Below are 18432 nucleotides of genomic sequence, written 5' to 3'. Positions count from 1 at the left end.
TCGGTTAACAGCCGATAGCTCTACCACTGAGCTACTGCGGAATAATGAAGACAATTTGTATCTTATAAAATTTCTTTCTGTAAGTCAAGAAGTTTTTAACAACATCTTGTTCAAACGTGACATGTTTATAATATACTGGATTGCGTTTTTACTGTCAAGATGTTTTCGATATCGGTTTGAGTTTCCCTTTACACTTTCCGCAGACATATCTTTTTGTATTTATTTGACGCCTTCTTACATATTGAAGTAAACACTCCATACATTCATACTTATAAATCTTTTTTTCCTTCTCTTCATTAATCATTCGTTTACAAAAACGAGGTGCATCAACTTTCTTTAACAACTCACGAAAATCTCTGTCCCTGTGCTTATACCCTCTTCCTGTAATATGCAAGTGATAATGACACAGTTCATGTTTGATGATTCCGATTAATTCCTCCTTACCATACATTTCGTAATATCGATAATTCAGTTCAACATTGTGACTCTTCAACAGATAACGCCCGCCAGTTGTACGCAACCTACTATTGAACTTTACTTTATGTAAAAATGGCATTCCGAAGTATTGTAGCGATACTTCTTCCACTAGCCGTTGAATTTCTTTCTCGTCCATTCTCATTCCTCCTAAACAAAAAAATATTTTTACACTTTTCACGCTTCTTATACATATATTAAATAGTACATATACCCATCCTCATTCAAGACGCGTGGTTTCTAAAAACACAACATGAATAGAAATCCACTCACCAACCTCTCATTAATAGTACTTTAGATTTTTGAGAGTAGGATTAAACAAGGAGGGATTCCTATGCCTACGTGGCTAAAAAAACAGATGCAACGTGCATATTTCGAAAAAAACCGGTATCAAATTAAATTGCTAAATGAATGCTGGTTTTATTATAGCAAAATACATCAAAACTCATGATCCATTACACTTTTTATTCTATAAAAAAAGAGCAGTTTTATCTGCTCTCTTCCCTTACTATTCAATCGGCAACATAGATAGTGCAACGCGTCCTTTTTTTGTATCAATATCATCTACCCATACTTTTACAATTCGTCCTACTGATACAACATCTAACGGATGCTTTACAAACTGTTTGCTAAGCTTAGAAATATGCACTAAACCATCTTGCTTTACGCCAACATCAACAAAAGCACCAAAATCAACAACGTTACGCACTGTTCCTTCTAGTTCCATACCACGTTTTAAATCTTCTAATTTCAAAATCCCTTTTTTCAGAAGTGGTTTAGGCAACTCATCCCTCATATCTCGTTCTGGACTAATGAGTGCATCTATAATATCAACTAACGTCGGCTCCCCAACTCCCGTTTCTTGAGACAACTTAGAAATCTCTACTTCTTCCAATCTCTTTTGTAATTGCGGTTGTCCTACGTCATCTATCGATAACCCTAAACTCTTCAATAACAATTCAACATTTTTATATTGTTCAGGATGAATACCTGTCCGATCTAATGGATTCGCTCCTTCTAATATACGCAAGAAACCTATACATTGTTCGTACGTCTTTGCACCTAAACGTGGGATTTTCTTTAATTCCGTGCGCTTTGTGAATTTCCCATCCTCTTCTCTCTTTGCCACAATATTTTTCGCAACAGTTTTCGATAAACCTGAAACATATTGTAACAATGCAACCGAAGCCGTATTTACATTAACCCCAACTTGGTTAACAGCTGTCTCTACTACAAATGTTAATGACTCATTCAATCTCTTTTGAGATACATCATGTTGGTATTGTCCAACCCCAACTGATTTAGGATCAATTTTCACAAGTTCAGCCAGTGGATCTTGCAGACGTCTTCCAATAGAAACGGCACTTCTCTCTTCAACTTGTAAATTTGGGAATTCTTCACGAGCTAAATCAGAAGCTGAATATACACTAGCACCCGCTTCATTTACAATAATATAAAAGACTTCCTGTTTCACACTTTGCAATACATCTACTATAAATTCCTCTGTTTCTCTAGATGCTGTCCCATTACCAATTGCAATCATTTCAACTTGATATTTATCTATAATAGAAAGAACTTTCGTTTTTGCGTCATCATATTTACGAACAGGCGGATGCGGATAAATAACATCAATATGTAGTACTTTCCCCGTATCATCTACTACAGATAATTTACAACCAGTTCTATATGCCGGGTCTACCGCTAGCACGACTTTCCCTTTCATCGGAGGTTGTAATAATAAGTTACGTAAGTTCTCAGAGAAAATATGTATCGCTTGTTCTTCAGCTGTTTCTGTTAATTCTTTACGAATTTCTCTTTCAATTGAAGATTGAATTAATCGTTTATAACCATCTTCAATCGCTAATTGTACATAATGCGCACTTTTAGAATCGTTATCACGAATTACTTTCTTATTTAAGAAATTTAATATCTCATCTACTGGTGGGACAACAGAAACTCTCAATATATCTTCTTTCTCACCGCGATTCATTGCTAATACACGATGTGGTACTACTTTTTGCAATGGTTCTTCATAACTGTAATACATTTCATATATATTCTTTTCATCTTTTTCTTCACCTTTTACAGACGAAGACATAATACCTTTTCTAAAAGTAATATTTCGAATCCAACTACGATACGTAGCTTCATCTGAAATCATTTCTGCAATAATGTCTTGTGCACCTTGTAAAGCTTCTTCTGCAGATTGCACTTCTTTCTCTGCATTAATAAATTCCACTGCCTTTTTAGCCGGATCTTCTTTCTTATATAACAATAACCATTCAGCTAACGGTTCTAACCCTTTTTCTTTTGCAATCGTTGCTTTCGTTCTTCTTTTCTCTTTATATGGACGATATAAATCTTCTACTTCCTGCAACTTTGTAGCTTTAACAATTTGCAGCCTTAGCTCTCCTGTCAGTTTTCCCTTCTCACCAATAAGACGAATAACTTCTTCCTTCCTATCTTCAAGTTGCATCATATATTGCCATCTCTCTAAAATCGCACGAATTTGCACCTCATCTAAAGAGCCTGTCCATTCTTTTCGGTAACGAGCAATAAATGGAACTGTGTTACCTTCTTCTGTTAATTGAATAACATGACGAACTTGCTTTTCGCTAAAGCCTAATTCTTTCACTAACATTTTCATTAACGCTTGTCGATTATCTACCATTTCCATATACAACCGTAACCTCCTCTATAATAAAAAAAGTTGCCCTTCAAAGAGAGCAACTTAAACTGCCGATTTAAAAATCTATTAGTCCTAAACTAATTTGTAACGCTTCATCTACACGACTCATCATCACTTCATCTAAATGAGTGATTTTGTCCGTTAAGCGTTGCTTATCGATTGTTCGAATCTGCTCAAGTAAAATAACAGAATCTCTCTCAAAACCATACTTTTTCGCATCAATTTCCACATGAGTGGGTAATTTCGCTTTTTGAATCTGTGCAGTAATAGCCGCTACAATCACCGTTGGACTAAAACGATTTCCGATGTCATTTTGAATGACAAGAACCGGACGAACGCCTCCTTGCTCAGAACCAACAACTGGGGAAAGGTCTGCAAAATACACGTCGCCGCGTTTTACAATCAAAATATTACCCCCCGCTAACTAAGCGTTCTACTGTATGAGCTGCTTCATACTCCGCTAAGAAAGCTTCAGATGCAATACCAAGATTAATTTTTCCCATTTCAATATACCCACGTCGCATTGATTCATGTTGGTAGCGTTTCTTCGTCTTATGTTGACGCAATAACAATTGTGTTGCCTGGCAAATTAGTTCATGGCGATTCTTATTCTCTTGTTTTCCAATTCCGTCCAATTCCGTTACCATTTGCTTTGGCAACCGAACCACGATTTCAGTAGTTACACTTGATTCGGACACAAAAATACACCTCCACCGTCAACTACACACCCAAATATATATATGACACCTATTGTAATAATACCATTGTATGGAGCCTGTTGCAAAGACTTCCTTATTCCTTGCTTATGTTTTCCAATTCACAAACAAAACATTCATCTTCTTAAATTTTTTATCTCATAACTAACTAAAAACAATAGAACTCCTCTTCAAAACTTACGTGTAACTTATATAAAAAATGATTATAAGTAAAAAGCTTCTCATCAAAAAGAGCTTATTATCCAGCAATGAACAGTCACTCCAATGACAAGAAGCAATCATGCTACCTTCTATATATTGTTCAAGTAATTAATTATCTCTACAACCTTACCATTCCGTATAAATATTCTTGGCACACGGAAACTGATCGTTGCAATAATTTCATAATTAATAGTCCCTGAATATTCCGCAACCTCTGTAGCGCTAATATACTCATCTCCCTGCCTTCCAATAAGCGTAACTTTCGTACCAAGCGGCACTTCACAAGGAAGATGAATCATGAACTGATCCATTGTTACTCGCCCTACAATCGGTACCCTTTTACCATTTATAAGCACTTCAAATCCTTGTAATCTTCTAAGCCATCCATCTGCATAACCAATCGCTACAGTCGCGATCCATTCTTCAGTTTTCGTTCGATAAGTGACGTTATAACTAATTCCATCACCTTTAATCACCTGTTTAATATGAGCTACTTTCGTATGCAGTGATAGCGCCGGTTCTAATTCAAATGGTAAAAAAGGACGTATTTCTACAGAAGGAGATAATCCATACATTGCAATCCCAATTCGCACTGCATTAAATGTAATCCCTTGAAAACGTAACGTGGCAGCACTATTAGCTGTATGGACAAACTTAGGATCCACTCCGAATTCTTTCAACCAACTTAACTGCTCTAAGAACGTGTTATATTGCTTATCAAAATACGAAGTCTCAACCTCATCTGCCGTTGCAAAATGCGTGTATACTCCTTCTAACTCTAAAAACGGTGCACCTTCTAAACTCCTTAAAAATTCTTTCAGCTCTTTTCTTTCACGTATTCCAATTCTCCCCATACCACTATCAAAATTAATATGAAATTTCATTACAGATGAACCATCCCAAAGTTTAATTGCTTCGTCCACCCATTCTTTTTGAAAAACAGTTAGCGCTACATCATTTTCAGCAGCTACATTTACATCACGCGGCGGCGAGGGACCTAACACTAAAATCGGCACAGTAATACCGGCCCTCCGAAGCACTAGAGCTTCATCTAAAAAAGCAACAGCTAACCTTGTTGCACCCGCTTCTAATGCCGTTTTAGCAACCGGTACATAATCGTGCCCATATGCGTTCGCTTTAACTACAGCAAAAATCTCTACATCACTTGGGATGAACTCTTTAATATGTGTAACGTTGTTATAAATGGCATCTAAATCCACTTCCACCCACGTGTCACGATAAAATGGTGCTTCTTCCATAAATACACTTCCTTATACACGATATGCGAAGCTTATTCTTTTATATGCTTCTTTTATGAAATCCACCTTCAAACTAAGAAAAGACGTGGTGCACATATATCACCACGTCTAAGAAGTTTACTTCACCTGCTTCGCTGTAACTGAACGAGCAACCATTAACAGCTCCTTCGGCTCTAAACCTTTAGACACGAGCATATATTCTACTCCGTTATGCGACCACGTTACAGAGTCTTTCGTCAACGCACCAATCGTAAACCCAAGATCAACCGGTTCTCCACTTACACTTACCGCTGATGAAGCCTCTGCAACTTTTGCCTTTTCTTGTATTAAAGTAAAGGATTTCTTATTTCCAGTGTATGTGAGTATCGCACGCTTGCCACTGTCTGTCTTCAACTCTTTTTCATCTTGCAGAGTCATACCTTGTGGTGTATCAAGCGGATACAAAGTAGCAAACGGTTTGTCTTCTTTCGCTGTTGTTTGAACATCTACCTGCGCTCTAGACATATTTTGTTTCGTATCAAATGCACCTTTATCAAATTTCGCATCGAATTTTACCTTAGAGAAATCTACTTTTACAAGAACATTTTGATCATTATCCATTAACTTCACTGAAACTGGAGTCAAATCGCTCTTCTTCAGTGTAATCTCTTGTTTCGGCAACATATTTTGATGTTGATAGTTTGTTTTTGTTTTAAAAATATAATACTTATCTGTTTTCTCGAAAGTAAGGTTTTTCTTATCCTGCAAAATATCTCTTACAAGTGATTCATATAAATAAGCCTGGCTGCTATTTTGCGGCCAATCACTTTGAAAACGGAAGCTCTTATTAAGTGCTGGCGTTAATACAAATACACCTTCTTCATTTCTTAAAATGATTTGGCTCTGATCTTTTTTTGCATTCTTTAAATTCACACGATAAAAAGACGGTTCCTTATGCCAAATTTCTACGTTATACTCCTGAGGCTCATTTCCTGTTTTAATAGATAATTTCGCTTCAGCTTGATAACTTTTCATCCCTTTTACTTTCGCTTCTAAATCTTTCACGACATCATCTTGTTTCTTTTCCACACAACCCGCCAATACAAAAACGGTCAACAAACCGACAAGAACTAAAAACAGACGCCTTTTCATCACTTCAGCCCCTTTGCCCCTATAAATGAATGGAAGATGTACCTTCCTTATCGCTACCTCAAATATATGAGACAAAGATATAAAATATGCAGACTAGCGTGACGAGCTTTCTAAAACAACTTGAGCAACAGCAAATTCCTTACTATGACTAATTGATAAATGAACAACATACTCTGTACTTGTAATCAGAATCGGCTTACCTCTTTCATCATTTTTCACTTCAACATCTAAAAAGCTCACTTCTTTCCCGATACCAGTACCTACAGCTTTTGAATATGCCTCTTTCGCTGCAAATCTTCCAGCTACAAACTCTGTAAGGCGACTTCCTTTCAGCTCCATAGCAACATTACGTTCATTTTCCGTTAAAATACGTTCCATAAATTTAAGCTTTCCATCTAGCATTTTTTCAATACGATTTAATTCAATAATATCGATTCCAATCCCTATAATCATTTCAAAATCCCCTTCTTCTATTTAACTTTCTTCTTTCATATTGATAAGAATAACAGAGAATCTTTCTGATGCAAAAGGGGGGATAGTAACCGTATGCTAATAAGATCCACTCAGATTTCTTTACAATCGACTATTCTCACCTTACTTCTTATTCACTTAGTCCTGATGATATTAGGCGACTTTTTCCTCTTCCCACTGGCAGCCTCTAATGAATATATCGCTAAAGGAGAATGGTGGCGTGTCATAACTTCCCTTCTGGTACACGTAGACTTACAACATTTTCTTTCTAATAGTATTTTTTTGTTTGCACTTGGTTCTTCTATCGAAAAGCAACTCGGACACTTTTCTTTTTTTATTCTATTTTTTATTTCTGGAATTTCTGGAAATATTTCTTCTTATATTATTATGCCACCTGAATATATTCACGCAGGTGCATCAGGTGGGATTTTCGGACTATTAGGCGCACAATTATTTTTATTGTACAATCGTTACCGCTCTTCACAACCAAAAGAAATTGCCATTTTCTCAATTATGATACTTCTATTACTGCTATTTACTTTCTTTAACCCTTCCGCCAATCCGATCAGTCATTTAACAGGTTTAATAACCGGCGGCATTTTAACTCCTTTTTTAACCAAAAAAAACGATGGTGCAAAGCTTATTTAATATAAAAGCTTGCACCATCGATAATTTCTACATCTACCTGTTCGCTTAAATCCCTCATTAATTGAAATAAAGACTCATCCTTCATCTTCGCCTCAATCATACAATCAATTTGCGGAACACTTCCCTTTATCCTTCTTAAAAAAGATAAAAATGCGTCTACATTAATATAATCTGCATGAGCTCTTGGATCTTTTCCCTCTCTAGGGCTAGAGATATGCATTTTAACTGGCAACAAAGATGTTTCCCACGTATGAACAACACGTGCCCAATCTTCATACCAATCTTCTTGCTCATTATTCATCATATGGTGATGCAAATCAAACACGACGGGAATATCTAATTTTTCTCCTAAATATAATGTTTCCTCTAACGTAAAAGTTGTATCATCATTTTCTAATATAATCATTTCTTGAATACCCCTTGGGACATTAGACCAATTCTCTATAAAACGCTCTAATGCAAGTTCTTTATCTTTATACCCTCCTCCAACATGTAGTACACATCGTTGCTTATGTTCAATCCCCATGCCTTTTAATAATTTTTTGTGCATCTGCAATGTCTTTACAGATTGTTTGAAAACACTCTCCTCAGGTGAATTTAGTACAACAAAATGATCTGGATGAAAATCAATTCGCATATTCATATGAATTGCATATTCACCTAATTCTTTCAATTTTTCTTTTAAAGGACGAATATAGTTCCACTCTAACAATTCCTCATGATTCGCTAAAGGAATGAGCTTAGAACTAAGCCGAAAGAAAGATATGTCATGTCCCTTATTATGCTTTAATAAACGCAAACAATTTTCCAAATTGGAATTAGCAATTCTTTCAAGTTTACGAATTGCAGCATCACGATCATCTATTTTCTGAAACTGTGCGTACGTCATCGTTTGAGATGGGGATGCATTCTTCAAATGCACACTCATCGCAACGTAACCAAGCCTTACAAGCATATAACAGCCCCTTTTCTATCATAACTACTATGTAGTATGCACAATTACAGAAATAAAAAAAGAGAATGCCCGCAAAGGGCATTCTCTTTTTTTATTAAGCTTGTGGACGGCTATGATGTTTTCTTTCGCCGCGTCCATTTGAAGATCCTGGGCGACCTTGACCTTCACCTCTACGACCACGACTACCACCATCACGATTACGATCACGGTTTCCATCACGATTGCGATCACGGTTTCCGTCACGATTACGTCCATCACGGTTACGACCATCGCCACCACCGCGTCCATCACGACTACGATTACGGTTACCATCACGGTATCCGCCTCCGTTACCGCCACGTTTTTTAGAACCGCCACCTCTTGAAACAACTGGTGGTTCTGATGTTAAAGCAATCGGAGTTGTATCCGGCTCTTTAGTCATCATTTTTAAAGCAGCAGCTACTACTGTTACAGAGTCATTCTCTTCTAACATTTCTTCTGCAATACGCTTGTAGTATGATAAGTTCTCATTTTGAATCGTGCTTTGAAGTTTTTCAGCGATTAAACGTTGTTGACCTTCTAATGCCTCATCAAGTGTCGGTGCTTCCATGCGATCAACTTTACGTTTTGTTGTACGCTCGATATTTTTTAATTGTCCTGATTCACGTGGTGTTACAAATAACATTGCAATACCTTTTTTACCTGCACGGCCAGTACGACCGATACGGTGAACGTATGATTCTGGATCTTGTGGGATATCGAAGTTGTATACGTGTGTTACGCCTGAAATATCAAGACCACGTGCAGCAACATCTGTTGCAACAAGAACTTCAATAGCACCTTCTTTAAATTTACGTAATACAGACATACGTTTCGCCTGTGTTAAGTCACCATGAATACCTTCTGCTGCATAACCACGTAAGTTTAATGCTTCTGATAATTCATCAACACGACGCTTTGTACGACCGAATACGATCGCAAGCTCTGGAGATTGAATATCTAGTAAGCGTGTTAACACGTCAAACTTTTTCTTTTCTTGCACTTCTAAATAGAACTGCTGAATGTTTGGCATTGTTACTTCTTTTGCTTTTACTTTAATGTGTTGAGGCTCAGTCATGAAACGCTCAGCAATACGACGGATTGGATCTGGCATTGTCGCTGAGAATAATAATGTTTGATGTGTTTCTGGCACATCTGTTAAAATCGCTTCAATATCTTCAATGAAGCCCATGTTTAACATTTCATCCGCTTCATCAAGAACAACAGTCTCTACGTTTTGTAAGCGAAGTGTTTTACGGTTAATATGATCTAAAATACGACCCGGCGTACCAACAATAATGTGTGGGTGTTTTTTTAGAGCACGAATTTGGCGGTTAATATCTTGACCACCATAAATTGGTAGAATACGAACACGTTTATGTTTACCAATTTTGTATAGCTCTTCTCCAACTTGAATTGCTAATTCACGCGTTGGCGCGATAACAATACCTTGAACTGCTTCTTTATTTGTATCCACTTTATCTAATAGTGGTAATCCGAATGCTGCTGTTTTCCCTGTACCTGTTTGCGCTTGCCCAATAATATCCTTACCTTGCAATGCATGTGGAATTGTTTCAGCTTGAATCGGCGTAGCCTCTTCAAAGCCCATACTTTCAACCGATTGCAGTAAAGACTCACTTAATCCTAATTCTCGAAATGTTGTCAATGTTACTTCTCCTTTTCTATCCTATACTTATCATTTAAAAAAAGGCGTTTTCCGAATTTGCGGAAAAGCCCTTTTCCTGAATGCTCACGTATATAACCGGGCGTATATTCTTCACGAAAATACTTCTAAACGTTATTACACTTTATCAATTATAAGTTTTGTATGTGTAAAAAGCAAACCCAACTGTTACCTTATTTTATATTAAGGGCCTTTTTCTTTACTTTTATTTTTTTATCATTTACTGTAAGCGCTTATTATAAGTTTCTTCTATTTTCGTGACTATCATCCCTATTTATATACACCAATTATTTCAACATCGTAATTACTTCTTCTAATTTCATACCGCGAGATGCTTTTATTAATACGACATCTTTCGCATCGACTACTGCTTCTAAATCTCTTACTAACTCTTCTTTATTATCATACGCCTTTACACGTTCATTAGGGAAATTAATTTTCGCTCCTTCAGCAATTTGAGCTCCTAATCTACCGTATGTGAATACATGTGCGATTTTTGCAGGATCGATTAATTTACCTACCTCATAATGGAACTGCACTTCTTGATTTCCAAGTTCTAACATATCACCGAGCACAACGATTTTTTTAGTAAATCCATCTAAACCATTCATTAAATGGAATGCTGCCTCCATAGCCGTCGGACTTGCATTATAAGCATCGTTGATAATTGTTAATCCACTATCCGTTTTTACAATCTCCATACGCATGCCCGTCATTTGAAGTGTTACTAAACCTTGTTTCATTTCTTCCCACGTCACCCCAAAATGTGTCGCAATTGCCATTGAAGCAAGTGTATTGTACACATTATGTTTTCCTAACACCGGTAGGTAGAATGAAATATTTTCATCTCTATTCATTTTAAAATGTGTCCCAGTTGCCTGTAATGTTACAGTCGTTGGATAGTAATCGTTGGCTCTTGCATCACCAAACGTAACTGTTTCTGCTGCTAAATTCATTTCAGGAACACGATTCGTTAATAACGGCTCATCTCCATTATATACGAACACGCCACCTTCTTGTAACCCTGTAACAATTTCTAATTTCGCTTCAGCAATTGCCTCACGAGATCCTAAATCCATTAAATGTGCCTCACCAATATTCGTAATGATAGCTGCATTAGGACGAGCTAACTTAGATAAAAATTCAATCTCTCCTCGGCTTGACATACCCATTTCTAATACAGCTACTTCTGTATTTTCTTCTAAGTTTAAAATAGTGAGAGGTAACCCAATATGGTTATTGAAATTCCCTTCTGTTTTTTGAACTTTGAACTTAGTCGCGAGAATACTTGTCACAATATCTTTCGTGGATGTTTTACCGTTACTACCTGTCACACCAACAACTTTAACATCCAATTGATCGCGATAGTTTTTCGCTAACATTTGCAGTGCAGATAGCGTATCTTCTACAAAAATAACCGGAAGATTCTCGGGTGGATTTGCTACATCTTTCATCCATAATGTAGCTACAGCTCCATTTTCAACTGCTTTATCTACAAAAGCATGTCCATCGAAACGCTCCCCTTGAATCGGAACATATAAGTTTCCTTTTTCAATTTTTCTCGTATCAATAGACACGCCTTGAATAATAGTTCCCTCATATTGCTCTGCTAATCCAGTACCATTTACCATCTGTTCTACTTGCTTTAACATTCGCTTTATCATATAGAAACGCTCCTTACATAGAGGAAGCACTATTCCTACGAATAGTGCTTCCTCCTTTTTTTGTTAGATTGTATATTTAATTTTTTGTTTTTCTTCGTGACGTTCAATCGCTAAACGAATTAGCTCTTCGATTAACTCTGGATACGGTAACCCAGTATGTTGCCATAATAGAGGGAACATACTAAACGGTGTAAATCCTGGCATAGTGTTTACTTCGTTAATATACACTTCTCCGTCTTTCGTTAAGAAGAAATCAGCTCGCGTTAAGCCTGCACCATCTAATGATTGGAACGCAATAATTGCATCACGCTTAATCACATCAGATTCTTCTTCTGTCATTTCAGCTGGAATAATTAACGCCGTATCACCATCGATATATTTCGACTTATAATCATAGAAGTCCTTTTTCGGAACGATTTCACCTACAACTGAACATTTCGGCTCATCATTACCTAGTACCCCCACTTCCACTTCACGACCTACAATATTTTCTTCTACAATAATTTTGCGATCAAATTGGAATGCCTCTACAAATGCATTCTCAAGTTCTTCACGATTTTTACACTTATTAATACCAACACTTGAACCAAGGTTTGCTGGTTTTACGAAACAAGGATATCCTAACTTATCTTCTACTTTAGAATAAGCTTCCTCACGATTTTTTTCCCATGCACTGCGAATGAAAGACGCATATTTTGCTTGTTTTAAACCAGCCTCTGCAAAGATGTTTTTCATAACAACTTTATCCATACCAGCAGATGATGCTAGAACACCATTTCCTACATAAGGAATATTCATCAATTCTAATAGTCCTTGAACCGTTCCATCTTCACCGTTTGGTCCATGTAGTAATGGGAAAATAACGTCAATAGCGTTTTCCTCAGAAGCTGCAGATGGAATAATCTCTGTACTTAATGATAACGGAGAAATCGCATTTTCTGCACTACTCATTTTTAAAGCTTCAACATCTGTTACTTCGCCTTCAATACGCTCACCACGTACCCATTGACCTTGTTCTGTAATATAAATTGGATGAATCTCGAATTTATCTTGATTTAACGCTTTAATAGCAGCAAGAGCCGTCTGTAACGAAACTTGATGCTCAGCTGATTTTCCACCATATAATAAACCTAATTTAATTTTTGTCACTGAAATCACCCTAACCAATTGTTTTCATTTTTCTATTTTAGCACTTTTTATAAAAATAGGTAGTTCCTATTTGAAATAAAATGTAACTTCCACAAATAATTAAATGACACCACTTATTGGTTTTCTACACTTTTTCTATTCCACTACTATACAAAGGTAAATTTTAAAATGAAATGGTAATCCTATCTAGTTATGTACCTAAAATATGTAGAAATCCCCTTTTTTGTGTATGTCACCTATTTACTAAGAAGATTGTTTGGTTAGTGTATCTTTTTGCCTTTGCTCAACAAGGCGATCTAAAGAAATATATACAATACCTGCAACTACACATCCTACAGCTAAAATTGTAAATAGAAAGTGGCCAAGTAATCGATCTAATAAAAAACCCCCCAAAAGTGGACCAAATGCGCTTCCTGTAATCCACTGCAAACTTGCAGCGCCCATATAAGTCCCTCTCAAATGCTCAGGGGCCAAATTTGCTACAAATGTCATCTGTACAGGCGACATAATCATCTCACCTAACGTATATATAGCATAAACGAACAGTAGTGTTATTAAAATAACTGTAGCATTTGTATTAAACTCTCCAAACCACTTCGGTAACCACCCTATAAAAAATAATCCAATCCCGAACAAACATGCACCATATAACATCGTCTTCCCGACTGGTTTATCCGTAGCCCATTTTGAAATTTGAAATTGGAATAAAACAACTAATAGTCCGTTTAACGCCATTAAATATGGATATGGATTATTCGTTCCAAAAATACGCTTCATTTCATTATCAAAATGTAGTGGCAACATGCCTTCGGTTTGAGAAAAACCCATCGAAATGATAATACCTGCTAATAAGTAAATCATTAATGCCTTATCTCGCATTACAATTTTCCAAACTGCCCCAGATTCCTTTTCTTTATGTTCTTCCTTATCTATCCTCTTTGGCATCGTCTCTTGAATAAGAAGTAATACAAGTAACGCATAAAATAGCATTGTAGAAGAGGCAATAATAAACACAAGATTCTTTGACAACACAACTACTGATGCTCCCATTATCGGACCAATCGCAGCACCTATATTGTGTCCCATTCGTAATAAACCATATGCCTCTGTTCTTTTTTCTGGTGCCGTTACATCTGCGACCATAGCTGATGCAGCTGGGTGAAATAAAGAATTACTCAACCCTAAAAAAATAGATAAAATTGCATATGGAATAAACCCTTCTATAAATAGAAAACCGAGCATTAATAATGCATTACTTGCCATAGAAAATATCATAATCGGTTTTCTTCCATATATGTCAGCAATTCTTCCTCCTATAAGTGATCCAAAGCTTGCAGCAATTGGAGAAAGCGCCATAATAACCCCAACTTCCAACAACGAATCTACCTTATCTTTTAAATATAATGCAAAAAAAGGCATTAACATCATCATTGCAATTCCATTTAACGTCTCTCCAATAAATCGAATCCATACGTTACGGTCCATCTCCCTTAACTCACGCCACGTATTTTTCATCATTTCACCCCTTTAGTTAGCCAACAATTATCTTATAATAAGTTCAGAAAAATGTAAATTTTCAAATATAAAAATCCATTCTAACAGAATTAGAATGGATTTTTTTCGCTTATAAATTCGCAACATCTTCTTCTTTTTTACTATTATTTAAAGCACTATGTTTTCGGCTATATAAGAAGTAAACCGCTATACCAATAACCATCCATATCCCAAAACTAATCCATGCTGTCCCCGATAATTGAAGCATTAAGTATAAACAGAAAATCACTGTTAATGCTGGTAAAAATGGTACAAGCGGAGCCTTAAATGCCCTTGGTAAGTCTGGATGGGTTCTTCTCATTACAATTACCGCAACAGCTACGAGTGCAAATGCTGACAATGTCCCCATGTTTACAAGATGTGCTAAAACATTTAAATCTATTAATCCTGAAATCAGTGCCGCAATAATTCCCGTTGTCCATGTATTTAAAAATGGCGTTTTAAATTTCGGATGAACTTTAGCAAGACGCTTCGGCAGTAAACCATCTCGGCTCATCGCATAAGAAACACGAACTTGTCCATACATCATAACTAGCATTACTGTTGTAATTCCTGTAATTGCTCCTACTGAAATTACTCCAGCTAAGCCATCTTGTCCAATAAATTGAAGTGCAAAAGCAACTGGATCTGATATATTTAACTGTCCGTATGGAACAATTCCTGTCAAAATAAGCGAAACAACGATATAAAGAACTGTACAAATTAATAACGATGCAATAATACCAATTGGTAAATCACGTTGCGGACGTTTCACTTCTTCTGCCGCTGTTGAAACTGCATCAAATCCTATAAATGCGAAGAATACTGTAGCCGCTCCAGCCATTACACCATCTAAACCAAACGGCATAAAAGGCGTCCAGTTTTCAGGTTTCACATAATTAAAACCAGCAAAGATAAAAATAAGAACAACTGCTATTTTAATAAATACCATAATGTTATTTACTCGTGCACTTTCACGAACACCCCTAGATAAAAGAACTGTCATCACTAAAATAATTAGAACTGCAGGTAGATCAATTATTCCACCCTTTCCTGTACCAGGAGCCGAGGAGAGAATAGTCGGAATGTGAATTCCAAACCCCTTTAATAAAGATTGAAAATATGCAGACCAACCGTTTGCTACAGCAGATGTAGCAAGTAAATATTCAAGCATTAGATCCCAGCCAATTAAAAATGCGAATACTTCTCCCATCGTCGCGTATGTATACGTATACACACTGCCCGATACAGGAACTGAAGAAGCAAATTCAGCATAACAAAATGCAGCAAAGGCACAAGCTAGCGCGGCAATCGCAAACGATAATATAATAGCTGGCCCAGAATGTTTCGCTGCCACAACACCCGTTAGAACAAAAATACCAGTTCCAACAATTGCTCCGATTCCAAGCATAGTTAAATCTAGCGCGCCCAATGTTCTTGCTAACGTTTTTTGCTTACTTTCTTGCATTAACTTTGCAATTGGCTTCTTTTGAAAAATTTGCTTCATCTTTCACTCCTCCAAGTTTTAAATTTTCTGAAAATTTTTAATTCGCTTTTTTATTTTACTCATTACGCTTTTCCTAGTCAATACTTTTGTCGAAACAAGTAGAAATTCTTCTGAATATGCACTATCCTTATCATTCTTTCTATATATCTTTCGACAACTCTTTTTGGTATTATTATACATGTCGATTCCACAAAAAAAGGCATGCTCCCTTATTGAGAGCATGCTTTTTTTACTTATTTCACAGTATATGAACCTTGTTCAATCCAGCTATACATATACTTTTCATCTTCTGTTTCATGTGCTTGTTTTACAATACGAAGCGGACGGAATGTGTCTATCATAACAGCTAATTCAAGTGTCTCTTTCTTCCCTATACTTGCCTCTGTTTTCCCCGGATGCGGCCCATGGGGAATCCCGCTCGGATGAAGTGTAATAGAACCTTCTTCCACACCTTTGCGACTCATAAAGTTTCCTTCTACATAGTAAAGAACTTCATCACTATTAACATTACTATGATAATATGGTGCCGGAATTGACTCTGGATGATAATCGTATAAACGTGGTACGAAAGAGCAAATAACAAAATTATGCCCTTCAAATGTTTGATGTACTGGCGGCGGCTGATGAATGCGCCCTGTAATTGGTTCAAAATCCTCTACATTAAATACCCACGGATACAAATAGCCATCCCATCCAACAACATCTAACGGGTGGTGTCCTAAAACATGTTTGTGCATATAACCTCTTGATTTTGTCATTACGACAAAATCGCCTTTTTCATCATAGGTCTCTAATTTTTCTGGACCACGAAGATCTCTTTCACAAAACGGACTATGCTCTAACAATTGTCCGTATTCATTTCGATAACGACGCGGCGTTGTAATTTGGCTATTCGCCTCTACAACAAGAAACTTAGTCTCTCCTTCATCTGGAATAACACGATAAATCGTTCCAATTGGGATCGTTACATAGTCGCCTTTTCTATAGTGAATCGTTCCAAACATCGTTTCAATTTTCCCTGTTCCATAATGAACAAATAACATTTCATCGCCATCACCATTACGATAGAAATAATCCATTTTTTCTGTTGGGCTCACTACTCCAATTAACAAATCTTCATTTCCAAGTATGAAATTTCGTCCACTTATTGCATCACCACTTTTTTTATTTTCTTTCGTTCGGAAGTGGCGATGAGAAAGAGCAACATCCTCTTCATACTGCAACTGACAAGAATGCGATAATGCAGAATGACCTACTTCTGTTGGCATATAGTGATGATACAAAATAGACTGTGTACCAGAAAAACCTTTTGTTCCCATTACCTGTTCACGATAAAGCGATCCATCTTTTTTACGAAATTGTACATGTCGTTTATGAGGTAGTTCTCCCATGTGACGATAAAACATGCCCATCACTCGCTTCCTTTTCTTTTTTGATCGTATTACGTAGTGTACCTAAACCAGTAATCGACAGCTCTACAACATCTCCATCTTGTAGCCACTCTTCTGTACCAAGTTCTAAAATACAGCCTGTTCCTACTGTCCCAGAACCAATCACATCTCCTGGATATAACGTAACGTCCTCTGAAGCACGTTCAATCATTTCAGCAAATGTATAGTAAATATCTTGGAAGTTTCCCTTTGATAATAGTTTTCCATTTACATGAGCAGTCATTTCTAAATCATATCGATCACCATTACGATAAACATCTAATTCCTCTTTCGTAACAAGATGTGCTCCTAACGAAGTTGCAAAGTCCTTTCCTTTCGCTGGACCGAGACCTACTTTCATTTCTGTTGCTTGTAAGTCTCTCGCACTCCAGTCGTTCATAATACAATAACCAAAAATATATTCCTCTGCTTGCTCACGAGAAATATTTCGCCCTTCTTTTCCTATTACGCAAGCGATCTCCAACTCGTAATCAAGCTTTTTAGACTTTTTCGGACCAATTACAAAATCACCGGAACCAATTACAGCACGATGATTAGTAAAATAAAAGACCGGAATATCATACCATTCAGGCACAACATCTAGTCCTCTTCGTCCGCGAGCTGTTTTTACATGTTGTTCAAATGCGTAAAAATCTCGAATACTACTCGGATTAGGAAGAGCAGCTGTCAATTGTACTTCTTCTAAAGCATATATACCCTTATTTGGATTCTTAACATTCCTCACTACTTCTACATACTCATCAGCTTTCTCTAAAAAAGCCATCATAGAAGAAGGGATTCTCCCTTCACTAGCAAGATTCATATCTATTACTTTGTCACCTTCAAGCCATCCAGCCCGTATTTCTTTTGAAGGAAGACGAAATGTAACAAATTTCATCCTGA

17 protein-coding genes and 1 tRNA gene (1 of these 18 running past the window's edge) are annotated in these 18432 nt (G+C 36.8%); 2 read left to right on the top strand and 16 right to left on the bottom strand.

Annotation, left to right across the window (positions count from 1 at the left end):
* Positions 1 to 41, bottom strand: a tRNA-Asn gene (locus tag NZ044_RS01380); it reaches 34 nt to the left of the window's first position.
* Positions 42 to 154: 113 nt separating this feature from the next.
* Complete coding sequence (locus NZ044_RS01375; protein ID WP_000343552.1) at positions 155 to 613, bottom strand: SprT family protein; 459 nt, start codon at positions 611 to 613, stop codon at positions 155 to 157.
* Positions 614 to 808: 195 nt separating this feature from the next.
* On the opposite strand from NZ044_RS01375, the gene cmpA reads away from it, so the two are divergent.
* Positions 809 to 925 (top strand): cortex morphogenetic protein CmpA, encoded by a 117-nt coding sequence (gene cmpA / locus NZ044_RS01370; RefSeq protein WP_001143640.1) that lies wholly within the window; start codon positions 809 to 811, stop codon positions 923 to 925.
* Positions 926 to 982: 57 nt separating this feature from the next.
* Here the strand turns inward: cmpA and NZ044_RS01365 are convergent, their stop codons facing one another.
* The 6 genes from NZ044_RS01365 to acpS form a co-directional block, all read right to left on the bottom strand.
* Positions 983 to 3151 carry a Tex family protein gene (locus NZ044_RS01365; protein WP_000426210.1) on the bottom strand — a complete coding sequence of 723 codons (2169 nt, stop codon included), beginning with the start codon at positions 3149 to 3151 and terminating at the stop codon, positions 983 to 985.
* Between the two features lie 67 nt (positions 3152 to 3218).
* Positions 3219 to 3569 carry a type II toxin-antitoxin system endoribonuclease NdoA gene (gene ndoA, locus NZ044_RS01360; protein WP_000635965.1) on the bottom strand — a complete coding sequence of 117 codons (351 nt, stop codon included), beginning with the start codon at positions 3567 to 3569 and terminating at the stop codon, positions 3219 to 3221.
* 4 nt (positions 3570 to 3573) lie between these two features.
* Positions 3574 to 3861: an antitoxin EndoAI gene (locus NZ044_RS01355; RefSeq protein WP_000004570.1), complete on the bottom strand. Its 288-nt coding sequence runs from the start codon at positions 3859 to 3861 to the stop codon at positions 3574 to 3576.
* A gap of 308 nt (positions 3862 to 4169) precedes the next feature.
* Positions 4170 to 5339: an alanine racemase gene (alr, locus tag NZ044_RS01350; RefSeq protein ID WP_000390595.1), complete on the bottom strand. Its 1170-nt coding sequence runs from the start codon at positions 5337 to 5339 to the stop codon at positions 4170 to 4172.
* Positions 5340 to 5456: 117 nt separating this feature from the next.
* Positions 5457 to 6407, bottom strand: a complete 951-nt coding sequence (locus NZ044_RS01345) for a LolA family protein (RefSeq protein ID WP_002084009.1) — start codon at positions 6405 to 6407, stop codon at positions 5457 to 5459.
* 156 nt (positions 6408 to 6563) lie between these two features.
* Entirely contained in the window at positions 6564 to 6923 is a 360-nt protein-coding gene (acpS, locus tag NZ044_RS01340) for a holo-ACP synthase (protein ID WP_000583420.1), read from the bottom strand.
* 93 nt (positions 6924 to 7016) lie between these two features.
* On the opposite strand from acpS, the gene NZ044_RS01335 reads away from it, so the two are divergent.
* Positions 7017 to 7589 (top strand): rhomboid family intramembrane serine protease, encoded by a 573-nt coding sequence (locus tag NZ044_RS01335; protein WP_000908529.1) that lies wholly within the window; start codon positions 7017 to 7019, stop codon positions 7587 to 7589.
* On the opposite strand, the gene uvsE is transcribed toward NZ044_RS01335, so the two are convergent.
* The 8 genes from uvsE to NZ044_RS01295 all read right to left on the bottom strand — a co-directional run bounded on the left by uvsE (position 7582) and on the right by NZ044_RS01295 (position 18427).
* A complete protein-coding gene (gene uvsE, locus NZ044_RS01330; RefSeq protein WP_000961146.1) occupies positions 7582 to 8544 on the bottom strand; it encodes a UV DNA damage repair endonuclease UvsE in 963 nt (320 codons plus the stop codon). The two genes, NZ044_RS01335 and uvsE, sit on opposite strands and share 8 nt — an antisense overlap.
* A 94-nt stretch (positions 8545 to 8638) precedes the next feature.
* Positions 8639 to 10228: a DEAD/DEAH box helicase gene (locus NZ044_RS01325; RefSeq protein ID WP_000206602.1), complete on the bottom strand. Its 1590-nt coding sequence runs from the start codon at positions 10226 to 10228 to the stop codon at positions 8639 to 8641.
* Positions 10229 to 10533: 305 nt separating this feature from the next.
* Positions 10534 to 11910, bottom strand: coding sequence for a UDP-N-acetylmuramoyl-tripeptide--D-alanyl-D-alanine ligase (gene murF, locus NZ044_RS01320; protein ID WP_000595967.1), 1377 nt, complete (start codon positions 11908 to 11910; stop codon positions 10534 to 10536).
* 63 nt (positions 11911 to 11973) lie between these two features.
* Complete coding sequence (locus NZ044_RS01315) at positions 11974 to 13059, bottom strand: D-alanine--D-alanine ligase (protein ID WP_000161434.1); 1086 nt, start codon at positions 13057 to 13059, stop codon at positions 11974 to 11976.
* A gap of 243 nt (positions 13060 to 13302) precedes the next feature.
* On the bottom strand, positions 13303 to 14574 hold the full coding sequence (locus NZ044_RS01310) for an MDR family MFS transporter (RefSeq protein WP_017762686.1): 1272 nt from the start codon (positions 14572 to 14574) through the stop codon (positions 13303 to 13305).
* Positions 14575 to 14683: 109 nt separating this feature from the next.
* The gene (locus NZ044_RS01305) at positions 14684 to 16099 is read right to left on the bottom strand and encodes an amino acid permease (protein WP_000809361.1); all 1416 of its coding nucleotides are present in this window, start codon (positions 16097 to 16099) and stop codon (positions 14684 to 14686) included.
* 233 nt (positions 16100 to 16332) lie between these two features.
* Positions 16333 to 17505, bottom strand: a complete 1173-nt coding sequence (locus tag NZ044_RS01300) for a homogentisate 1,2-dioxygenase (RefSeq protein ID WP_012614724.1) — start codon at positions 17503 to 17505, stop codon at positions 16333 to 16335.
* Positions 17471 to 18427, bottom strand: coding sequence for a fumarylacetoacetate hydrolase family protein (locus NZ044_RS01295; RefSeq protein ID WP_000673996.1), 957 nt, complete (start codon positions 18425 to 18427; stop codon positions 17471 to 17473). The genes NZ044_RS01300 and NZ044_RS01295 overlap by 35 nt, the downstream gene beginning before the upstream one ends.
* Positions 18428 to 18432: the final 5 nt, after the last annotated feature.

Origin of the sequence: Bacillus sp. FSL K6-1338 (assembly GCF_038006965.1) — a bacterium.
GTDB classification, from domain to species: Bacteria; Bacillota; Bacilli; order Bacillales; family Bacillaceae_G; genus Bacillus_A; species Bacillus_A thuringiensis_S.
Note: the sequence above shows the minus strand (reverse complement) of the source record. Positions and strands in the feature narration are given on the sequence as shown.